Source organism: Phenylobacterium sp. (assembly GCF_030693625.1).
Lineage (GTDB): Bacteria > Pseudomonadota > Alphaproteobacteria > Caulobacterales > Caulobacteraceae > Phenylobacterium > Phenylobacterium ferrooxidans.
In genome coordinates, this window is sequence record NZ_JAUYAF010000020.1 from 95,172 (window position 1) to 103,093 (window position 7,922).

Genomic DNA, 7,922 nt, shown 5'->3' on the forward strand with positions numbered 1-7,922 from the left:
TGCCTCCGCCTTGGCGCCCCTCGCGATGAACTGGCCACGGATCGAGCAGCCGCCTGTCAGTTCGACCCCCGAAGTTGAGTGCGACCCTGGGGGAGGAATTGCCCCCCTCTCGACGGCCGCGCTTGTTCGGGTGTAGAGCGAACCCGCTCCCAACGAGCCGGGGTCGATCCGCCAGCGCGTGATCCCTAAGGCTCCGTCCTCGCCGCGACCGGCGGACGTCTGAGAGCACGGCGCCTTCCTCCGGAGGGTGAGCGGGCGGACCCGCACATTCCGCGCACGATGCGCAGCTGTTCGCGATCGGAGGGGGCCTGTGTCCCTCTCGACGAAGCGGACGCAACCGGAGGACCACCCATGAGCGCTCTCGCAGCCCTCTTCATCCTTGTTCTGTCCTTTGCGACCGCCACCCTGTCGGGGGTGTTCGGCATGGCCGGCGGCCTGGTCCTGATGGGCGGGCTGGCCCTGGTCCTTCCCGTCTCGGCGGCCTTCGTCACCCACGGGCTGCTGCAGCTGGTGGCCAACGGCTGGCGGGCCATCCTGCATCGCAAGCATGTCGCCTGGTCGATCGTCGCCCTCTACGCCCTGGGCTCGCTGATCGCCGGGGGGGTGATCTCGCTCATCGCGCTCGCGCCCTCAAAGCCGGCCCTCTTCCTGTTCATGGGCCTGCTGCCGGCCCTGCTCTGGCTGCCCCAGGACTGGATCAGGCTGGACGCCGCCAAGCCCGCCCAGGCCCTGCTGTCGGGGATCATGGTCACCGGGGTGAACCTGACGGCCGGGGTGGCCGGGCCGCTGTTGGACATCTTCTTCGTCCGCACGGCGCTCACCCGCCACGTTATCGTCGCCACCAAGGCCGCCACCCAGGTCTTCGCCCACCTGGCCAAGGTGGTGGTCTATGGCGGGCTGATGCTGCGCAGCCAGGACGGCGCCGGCATGCCGCCGCTGTGGCTGTTCGCGGCCGCCATTCCGCTCTCCATGCTGGGCACGGTGGTGGGGGGGCGCATTCTCGACCGCATGACCGACATCAACTTCAAGCGCTACACCCGCCTCATCGTCACGGCGGTGGGCGTCCTCTACCTGGTCCAGGCCGGCCAGCTGTTCCTGAGCGGCCAATGAGCGGTGGGCTGGCGGCCCTGATCCTGGCGGCGGTGCTGGCCACCGCCACCCTCTCGGGCGTCTTCGGCATGGCCGGCGGCCTGATCCTGATGGGGGTGCTGACCGCCCTGCTGCCGGTGCCATCGGCGCTCGCCATCCACGGCCTGGTGCAGATGGCGTCCAACGCCTCGCGCATCGTCCTGCACGTCAGGCACATCGTCTGGAAGGTGGTGGGCTTCTACGCCATCGGCGCGGTGGCCACGATGGCGGCCTTCACGGTGGTCTCGTACATTCCGAGCAAGGCGGTGGTCTATCTGGCGCTGGGCCTGCTGCCGATCCTCATCTGGGTGCCGGAGCGCTACAGCCCGCTGGACGCCGCCCGGCCCAGCCATGCGGTGCTGGCCGGTGTGCTCTCCACCGCCATGGCGCTCACCTCCGGCATATCGGGACCCCTGGCCGACCTCTTCCTGGTGCGCAGCGCGCTGACCCGCCACCAGGTGCTCTCCACAAAGGCCGCCCTGCAGATGTTCAGCCACCTGTCCAAGGTGCTGTTCTATGGCGGCGCGATCCTGCTGGCCGGCGGCGACGGCTTCGCCCCGCCCTGGCTGCTCGTTGCGGCCTGCGCCCTGGCCGTCCTGGGCGTCACCCTCGGGGCCCGGGTGCTGGACAGGCTGACCGACCAGGGCTTCCGCGCCTGGCGGCGCTGGATTTTCACCGGGGTCGCGGCGGTGTACCTCGTCCAGGCGGCGATCCTGTTTGCGAGGGGCCAATGAAAGTCGATCCGACCCGGATGATGGAGAACCGCTTCGTGCGGCTGGAGCCCTTCACCGACGCGCACAAGGAAGAGCTGCGCGAGGCCTGCGACGCCGACCCCTCGGTCTGGACCGACCTCTATCCCTATTCCATGGCCGGCGAGCACTTCGACCCGCAGTGGCGCCGGATGGCCGCCAACCAGGCCAAGGGCGTCTCGATCCATTGGGCGGTGCTGGTGGGCGGCCGCTGCATCGGCATCACCTGCTACTCCTCCTACGACCTGCCCAACGCCAGCCTGGAGATCGGCGGCACCTACTATCACCCCGACTATCGCGGCGGCCCGGTGAACCCAGCGGCCAAGCGGCTGATGATGGGCCAGGCCTTCGGCGACGGCGCGCGTCGCGTGGTCTTCCGCGTCGACGCCATCAACGCCCGCAGCCGCGCCGCCGTGCTGAAGCTGGGCGGCAAGCTGGAGGGGACCTTGCGCCAGGACCGCGTCACCTGGACCGGCCGGGTGCGCGACACCTGCATCTTCTCGGTGCTGAAGGACGAGTGGCCCCCGGTGCGGGATGGGCTGGACGCGCGCCTGGCGGCCTTCGAGGCCTAGGCGTGTTCGACAGCCTCATCGCGGGCCGCACGCCCAGCTATGAGGGCGAGGCCCGCTGGGGCCCGCAGATCCATCTGTCGGTGCGGGTCTTCCCCTGCGCCGAGTCCCCGCCGGACGACCTCGTCACCTCGGTGCGCGGGGTGGTGTTCAAGGGCGCCAAGGTCGTGGTGGTGGACGACGGCATCGACAGCCACGTCATGCCTGGCGGCCGTAGAGAGCCCGGCGAGACGATCAGCCAGACACTGGCGCGCGAACTGCGGGAGGAGTGCGGCTGGTCCGCGCCCAGCCCCCGCCTCTTCGCCATGATCTGTTTCCGGCATCTGTCGGCGCGACCCGACAACTACCGCTACCCCTATCCCGACTTTCTGCATCTGCTGTTCGTGGGCGAGGCCGGCGACTACCGGCGCGGAAGCCTGAAGCGCGCAGGCGAGATCGAGACCGGCTCGCGCCTGGTCCCGATCTCCCGCGCGCTCGCCGCCCTGTCGCTGGAGCAGCGGGCCATTCTGGGGCTGGCGATGGGGGCGCGGCGTTCGCCTTCCTCCCCTGCGTAGCGGGGGAGGGGGACCGCGCGTAGCGGGGTGGAGGGGGCGAGCCTCAAGCTCGGCGCCCGGTCGCGCCCCCTCCACCGCCTGATCGGCGGTCCCCCTCCCCCGTAAACGGGGGAGGAAAACCCAATCCCGCTAAGCGCTGGCCGCTGTCTTCTCTTCGGCCGCCGGGAAGAACACCTCCTTGGCGTGGTCGGCGACGTCCTGGGCGGTGTAGGGGCGGCCCGGGTTGTAGCCGTCGGTCTGCATCATCTTGATCTCGCGCACGCCGCGCGAGGAGACGCCGAGCACCTTGCCGGTGTGGTCGGCGGCCAGGTCGGAGACCATGTAGAGCACGCCCGGCGCGATGTTTTCCGGCAGGCTCATGGCGTCGGGCTCCTTGCCCTGACGGCCCGGCAGATCCGAGGTCATGCGGGTGAAGGCGCCCGGCGCCAGGCCCATGACCCGGATGCCGTACTTGCGTCCCTCGATGGAGAGCACGCGCATGAAGCCGTAGATGCCGGCCTTGGCCGCCCCGTAGTTGGACTGGCCGAAATTGCCGTAGAGGCCCGAGGTGGAGCTGGTCATGACGATGGCGCCGGGCTTGCCGTTGTCCTTCATCCACTTCCACACCGGCATGGTGCAGCAATAGGTGCCCTTCAGGTGCACCTTCACCACCAGGTCCCAGTCCTGTTCAGAGGTGTTGGCGAAGGTCTTGTCGCGCAGGATGCCAGCGTTGCAGACCAGGATGTCGATCTGGCCGTAGTTGTCGAGCGCGGTCTTGGCGATATTCTCGCCGCCTTCCATGGTCGAGACGTCGTCGCCGTTGGCCACGGCCTTGCCGCCCGCCGCGATGATCTCGTCCACCACCTTCTGCGCCGCGGCGCTGGCGCCGTTCCCGGAGCCGTCGCGGCTGCCGCCCAGGTCGTTCACGACGACGCTCGCACCCTCCGCGGCGAACAGCTTGGCATAGGCCTCGCCCAGACCGCCGCCGGCGCCCGTGACAATCGCCACCTTCCCATCAAGAAGTCCCATGGTCGTTCTCCCTATGAATTTAATTATCCCGCATCATCGAACCGCGCTGGCCACCTGACAAGTATTGACCGCCGTCGGGGCAGGGGTGTTCCTGACGGAAAGAGCCGTCAGGTTGGGGAAACACCATGATCCGCGCACTCGCCGCCGCCGCGTTCGGCCTGCTGGCCACCGCCGCCCTGGCCGACGAACCGGCCGCCCGCATCGCCCCCTCGCTCGCCGCCCACACCGCCGAGTTCGCGCCGGCCAAGGTCTATGAGCCCGCGCCCGGCGTGTTCTCCGCCGTCGGCTACGGCATCGCCAATTCCATCATGGTGGTGGGCAAGACCGGGGTGGTGATCATCGACACCACCGACAGCCTGGAGGAGGCCCGGAAGGTGTGGGCCGAGTTCGCGCCGCGGGCCGGCGGCAAGCCGGTGGTGGCCATCATCTACACCCACAACCACAACGACCACATCAGCGGCGCCTCGGCCTTCCCGCTGGCCAAGGGCGGCAAGGTGATCGCCCAGGCGACCCTGCTGCGGGAGGCCGCCAAGTGGAACGGGGTCGCCGCCCCCTCCATAGCCGCCCGCGCGGCCCGCATGTACGGCGTCTTCCTGCCCAAGGGCACGCCGGACGGCTTCGTCAGCGTCGGCATCGGCCCCTTCCTGTCGGCCTTTGGCGGCGGCGGGGCGGGCGGCTTCGTGGCCCCCAACCTGACCTTCGACCAGAAGCTCTCCATCAAGCTTGGCGGCGAACAGTTCGTCCTTGAGCATGCCCCCGGCGAGACCGAGGACCAGCTCTTCGTCTGGATGCCCGAGCGCCGGGTGCTGTTCCCCGGCGACAACATCTACAAGGCCTTCCCCAACCTCTACACGATCCGCGGCACCAGCTATCGCGACCCCGTCCAGTGGGCGGCCTCGCTGGACCGCATGCGCGCCCTGGGCGCCGATGTGCTGGTCCCGTCCCACACCCGGCCCATCGTCGGCGCGGAGGCCATCGCGACGACCCTGACCGACTATCGCGACGCGATTTCCTTCGTCCACGATCAGACTGTCCGCTGGATGAACCAGGGCCTGACGCCTGACGAGATTGTCGAGAAGGTGAAGCTGCCCGCCCACCTGGCGACAGATCCCTATCTGCTGGAGCACTACGGCACCGTGGAGTGGTCGGTGCGCTCGGTGTTCGCGGGCTATATGGGCTGGTTCAGCGGCGACGCCGCGGAGCTTTCCAGGGACGCGCCGGACCTGCGCGCCCGGGAGATCACCGACCTGGCCGGCGGACCCGCCGCCGCGCTCGCCAAGGCGCAGGCCGCCTACAATGAGGGCCGCTGGAAGTGGGCCGCCGAGCTGGCGACCCACGCCCGCCGCGCCGACCCGGCTCTGAAGCCCCAGGCCGACGCCCTGGAGGTGAAAGCCCTGCGCCAACTGGGCTTCGACAGCGTCTCTCCCAACGGCCGCAACTACTATCTGGAGCAGGCCGCTGAACTGGCGGGCAAGGCGCCGGATTGGAAGACCATCATCGGCGCGCGCCAGGGCGGCGCCCAGGCCGCGGGCCTCCCGGCCAGCGCCATCGTCGCCACCTTCCCGGTTCGCCTCAACGCCGAGAAGGCCGCGCAGGCCGAGACGGCGCTGGCCCTGCGGCTGGCCGGTGAGGGCGACTGGACGATCCGCGTCCGCCGCGGCGTGGCCGAGACCTCCACGGGGGTGGCCCCGGACGCCCGCGTGGTGCTGGCGGGGACCAAGGCCGACCTGGTGACCGCCATGGCCTCGCCGGGCGCAATGCAGGGGGCGCTCGCCTCCGGCAAGTTGAAGCTGGAGAAGGGCGGTCCGGCGGACCTGGCGACGGTCTTGGATCTATTCCGCGGCTGAGGCCCGCACATAGGTCCAATGCTCGGCGCGCGGCTTGCCGGCCACCACGCCCTCGATCCCGGCGCAGAGGTTCTCGCCGCAGCGGCGGTACATGACGCGCTGGGGGAAGTCGTGGGCCCGGTTCTCGAAGACCGCGCTGCCGGGATCGCTGGCGATCGCCACGAAGGGGGTCGGCGGCTGGCCGTCCACATAGGCGGTGAAGGTCAGGCCCTGCGGCCCCACGGTGATGGTCATGAACTCCGAGCGCGCCGGCCTGCCCGGACGGTTGATCTGGCCCGCCCCCGACATCGCCCCGCCGAGCGGCGCGAGCCAGGTCTCCCGCGTCACCACCCCGTCCTTCTCATGGGTCCAGGAGCCGGACATCCAGGCAAGGTCGACGAGGGCGGCGATCACCGCGCCCGCCAGTATCGCCAGTATCATGTCGGCTCTCCCTTCTTGCGCCGCGCCCGGAAGAAGCCCTTCAGCATCGCCGAGCTCTCGTCGGCCAGCACGCCGCCGGTGACCTCCGGCCGCCAGTGGCAGGTGGGTTGCTCGAAGAAGCGGGGGCCGTGGATCACCGCCCCGCCCTTGGCGTCCTGCGCCCCGAACACCACGCGGCCGATCCGCGCGTGGCTGATGGCGCCGGCGCACATGGCGCAGGGCTCCAGGGTCACCACCAGGGTCAGGCCTGTCAGCCGGTAGTTGCCGAGCTTTTCCGCCGCCGCCCGCAGCGCCACGATCTCGGCGTGGGCGGTGGGATCGTGGGACCCGATGGGCTGGTTGGCGCCCACGGCCACCACCTCACCCGACACAGGATCGACCACCACGGCGCCCACCGGGGTCTCGCCCCGGTCGGCTGCGGCTTGCGCGGCTTCGAGCGCGATGCGCATGGTGCGAAGATCATGGTCCACGATCCCCAAGACACCCAGGACGACCCCGCAGGTCAAGGCGGCGAACGCATCGCCAAGGCGATGGCGCGGGCCGGCGTCGCCTCCCGCCGCGAGGTCGAACGCCTGATCGAGGCCGGCCGCGTGTTCGTCAACGGTGAGCGGGTCACCACGCCCGCCACCAAGGTGGAGCCCGACGACGTGCTCACCGTCGACGGTGCGCTCGTTCAGGCCGCCGAGCCTGCGCGCCTGTTCCGCTATCACAAGCCCGTCGGCCTGGTGACCACCCACAAGGACACCCAGGAACGCCCGACGGTCTTCGACGCCCTGCCCAAGGCCCTGCCGCGGCTGATCTCGGTGGGCCGCCTCGACCTCAATTCCGAGGGCCTGCTACTGCTGACCAATGACGGCGGCCTGGCCCGGGCCCTGGAACTGCCCGCCAGCGCCGTCGTGCGCCGCTACCGCGCCCGGGCGCGCGGCCGGGTGACCCAGGAGAAGCTCGATCGCCTGAAGGACGGCATCACCGTCGAGGGCGTCAGCTACGGCGCCATCGAGGCCCACCTCGACAAGGCCAAGGAAGGTCCCCAGGGCGCCAACGTCTGGATCACCGTCACCCTGGCCGAGGGCAAGAACCGCGAGGTCCGGCGCGTGCTGGAGGCTCTTGGCCTGACGGTGAACCGCCTGATCCGCATGTCCTACGGCCCGCTCGCCCTGGGAACCCTGGCGGTGGGTGAGATCGAGGAGGTCGGGCCCCGCGTCATCCGCGAGCAGTTCGCCGATCACATCGCGGCCGGAAACCTGCCCACCGGCGACCGCGCCCAGTTCTCCAAGCCGATCGCCACCTGGGCCGGCGGCGATGTCCAGCGCCGGGGCCGCACCGCGCCGGGCGCCGGCCACCACACGGGACCTGACGACGGCATGCCGGCCAAGCCCAAGACCGTCTACAAGGCCGGCTGGGCCAAGCCCACCATCACGCCGAGCCCGCATCCCAAGCGCAAGACCAAGCCGAAACCGGCCGGCCCTGTCGCCCAGGTCCGTCCCGCCGCCATCCCGCCCAGCGGCCCGGCGCGGGCCCCACGGTCCGACGCGCGCCTCGCCGCCCAACGCGCCGAGCCCCGTGCGCCGCGCCCGGCCGCCCCTCGGTCAGACGCGCCGCGTCCGGAGCGTTCTCCCCGACCGGACGCCCCGCGTCCGCAAGGGG

The 7,922-nt window shown here is 70.6% G+C and carries 9 protein-coding genes; 6 read left to right on the forward strand and 3 right to left on the reverse strand.

Translation table 11 applies throughout. The annotated features are described in order from the left end of the window. Window positions 1-351: 351 nt before the first annotated feature. Genes Q8N10_RS04305 through Q8N10_RS04320 form a run of 4 tightly spaced genes read left to right on the forward strand, consistent with a single transcriptional unit; the run spans window position 352 to window position 3,000 of the window. Entirely contained in the window at window positions 352-1,110 is a 759-nt protein-coding gene (locus tag Q8N10_RS04305) for a sulfite exporter TauE/SafE family protein (RefSeq protein WP_304775878.1), read from the forward strand. Further along, entirely contained in the window at window positions 1,107-1,862 is a 756-nt protein-coding gene (locus Q8N10_RS04310) for a sulfite exporter TauE/SafE family protein (protein WP_304775876.1), read from the forward strand. The genes Q8N10_RS04305 and Q8N10_RS04310 overlap by 4 nt, the downstream gene beginning before the upstream one ends. Further along, window positions 1,859-2,449, forward strand: coding sequence for a GNAT family N-acetyltransferase (locus Q8N10_RS04315; protein WP_304775873.1), 591 nt, complete (start codon window positions 1,859-1,861; stop codon window positions 2,447-2,449). The genes Q8N10_RS04310 and Q8N10_RS04315 overlap by 4 nt, the downstream gene beginning before the upstream one ends. 2 nt (window positions 2,450-2,451) lie before the next feature. After that, complete coding sequence (locus Q8N10_RS04320) at window positions 2,452-3,000, forward strand: NUDIX hydrolase (RefSeq protein WP_304775871.1); 549 nt, start codon at window positions 2,452-2,454, stop codon at window positions 2,998-3,000. 129 nt (window positions 3,001-3,129) lie between these two features. Here the strand turns inward: Q8N10_RS04320 and Q8N10_RS04325 are convergent, their stop codons facing one another. Then, window positions 3,130-4,008, reverse strand: a complete 879-nt coding sequence (locus Q8N10_RS04325) for an SDR family NAD(P)-dependent oxidoreductase (protein ID WP_304775869.1) — start codon at window positions 4,006-4,008, stop codon at window positions 3,130-3,132. A 125-nt stretch (window positions 4,009-4,133) separates the two neighbouring features. Between Q8N10_RS04325 and Q8N10_RS04330 the strand changes: the two genes are divergently transcribed. Next, on the forward strand, window positions 4,134-5,855 hold the full coding sequence (locus tag Q8N10_RS04330; protein ID WP_304775867.1) for an alkyl sulfatase dimerization domain-containing protein: 1,722 nt from the start codon (window positions 4,134-4,136) through the stop codon (window positions 5,853-5,855). Here Q8N10_RS04330 and Q8N10_RS04335 read toward each other — a convergent pair. Both Q8N10_RS04335 and tadA read right to left on the reverse strand, forming a co-directional pair. Beyond that, window positions 5,841-6,275 (reverse strand): DUF6265 family protein, encoded by a 435-nt coding sequence (locus Q8N10_RS04335; protein WP_304775864.1) that lies wholly within the window; start codon window positions 6,273-6,275, stop codon window positions 5,841-5,843. The genes Q8N10_RS04330 and Q8N10_RS04335 overlap by 15 nt on opposite strands. Next, window positions 6,272-6,724, reverse strand: a complete 453-nt coding sequence (gene tadA / locus Q8N10_RS04340; RefSeq protein ID WP_304775862.1) for a tRNA adenosine(34) deaminase TadA — start codon at window positions 6,722-6,724, stop codon at window positions 6,272-6,274. The genes Q8N10_RS04335 and tadA overlap by 4 nt, the downstream gene beginning before the upstream one ends. A gap of 12 nt (window positions 6,725-6,736) precedes the next feature. Here tadA and Q8N10_RS04345 point away from each other — a divergent pair. After that, a partial coding sequence (locus Q8N10_RS04345; RefSeq protein ID WP_305663869.1) for a pseudouridine synthase occupies window positions 6,737-7,922 on the forward strand: 1,186 nt, incomplete at its 3' end.